General features: G+C 61.6%; 1 protein-coding gene. It reads left to right on the forward strand.

Translation table 11 applies throughout. The annotated features are described in order from the left end of the window. Positions 1-30 precede the first annotated feature (30 nt). A complete protein-coding gene (locus AC5ZGW_RS46390) occupies positions 31-693 on the forward strand; it encodes an SOS response-associated peptidase (protein WP_130229038.1) in 663 nt (220 codons plus the stop codon). The last annotated feature ends 375 nt before the right edge of the window (positions 694-1068 follow it).

Genomic DNA, 1068 nt, shown 5'->3' on the forward strand with positions numbered 1-1068 from the left:
TGGTGGCCGGGCGAACGCTAAGGACATCTGATGTGCAATCTCTATTCGATAACCACCAACCAGGAAGCAATCCGCGCGCTGTTCCGGGTCGTAAACCGCTACGTCGGCAACCTGCCGCCGATGCCCGGCGTCTTTCCGGATTATCCGGCACCCGTGGTGCGCAACGCCGGCGACGGCCGTGAGCTGGCGCTGATGTGCTGGGGCATGCCGCCTCCGCCGAGCAAACCTGGTCCGCCCGTGACGAACATCGGCAACACCAAATCTCCGCACTGGCGCGGCTGGCTCAAGCCGGAGAACCCTAGCCTGGTCCCCTTCAACAGCTTCGCTGAATATGCGCCGGAGCCAAATCCGGCCACGAAGAAAAAGGACGTGGTCTGGTTCGCGCTGAATGAGGACCGCCCGCTTACGGCCTTTGCCGGGATCTGGACCGAGTTCAAGGGTGATCGGGGCACCAAGTCGAAGCCGATCCCTGGCCCTCACCTCGTCTATCGCTTCCTGACCACCGAGGCGAACGCTGTCGTCAAACCGATCCATGGCAAGGCCATGCCGGTCATCCTCACGACTGACGAGGAGCGCGACGTCTGGCTACGCGCGCCATGGGATGAGGCCAAGGCCCTGCAACGACCGCTGCCGGATGCCACGCTCAAGATCGTCATGCGCGGCCCCGACAAGGAAGACAAGATCGCCGCATAAAGTTTGCTTATGCCGACCCCAGAGAGGAACGGAACGTCGTGGGTCCGCTTACATCTCCATGACGGAACGAATCTTGTACGAAAGCAGCAACGGGGACACCTGGTTCCTGGCGCGGGATCCGACTTCCAAGATGCCCGTCGTAAGGCATCAGCCGAATCTAAGCTCCGGAGGACAGGTGTCCGACACGGCCATAGGTAAATTTCTTCGAGACGGAGCTAATGGGCCAGAACACCGAGCGCTCCTCGAGTTGATCGGCACGCTGATCGATGACTGATCGCACGCGGCCGCCCGTCGTCCATCGACGACGGAAGATCAGGCCCACTTATCTTCTTCGCGGCGGGCTTCGTCCTCATTGAGGCGCTCGGCCACGTCATC

The organism is Bradyrhizobium sp. Crot121, from assembly GCF_059512385.1.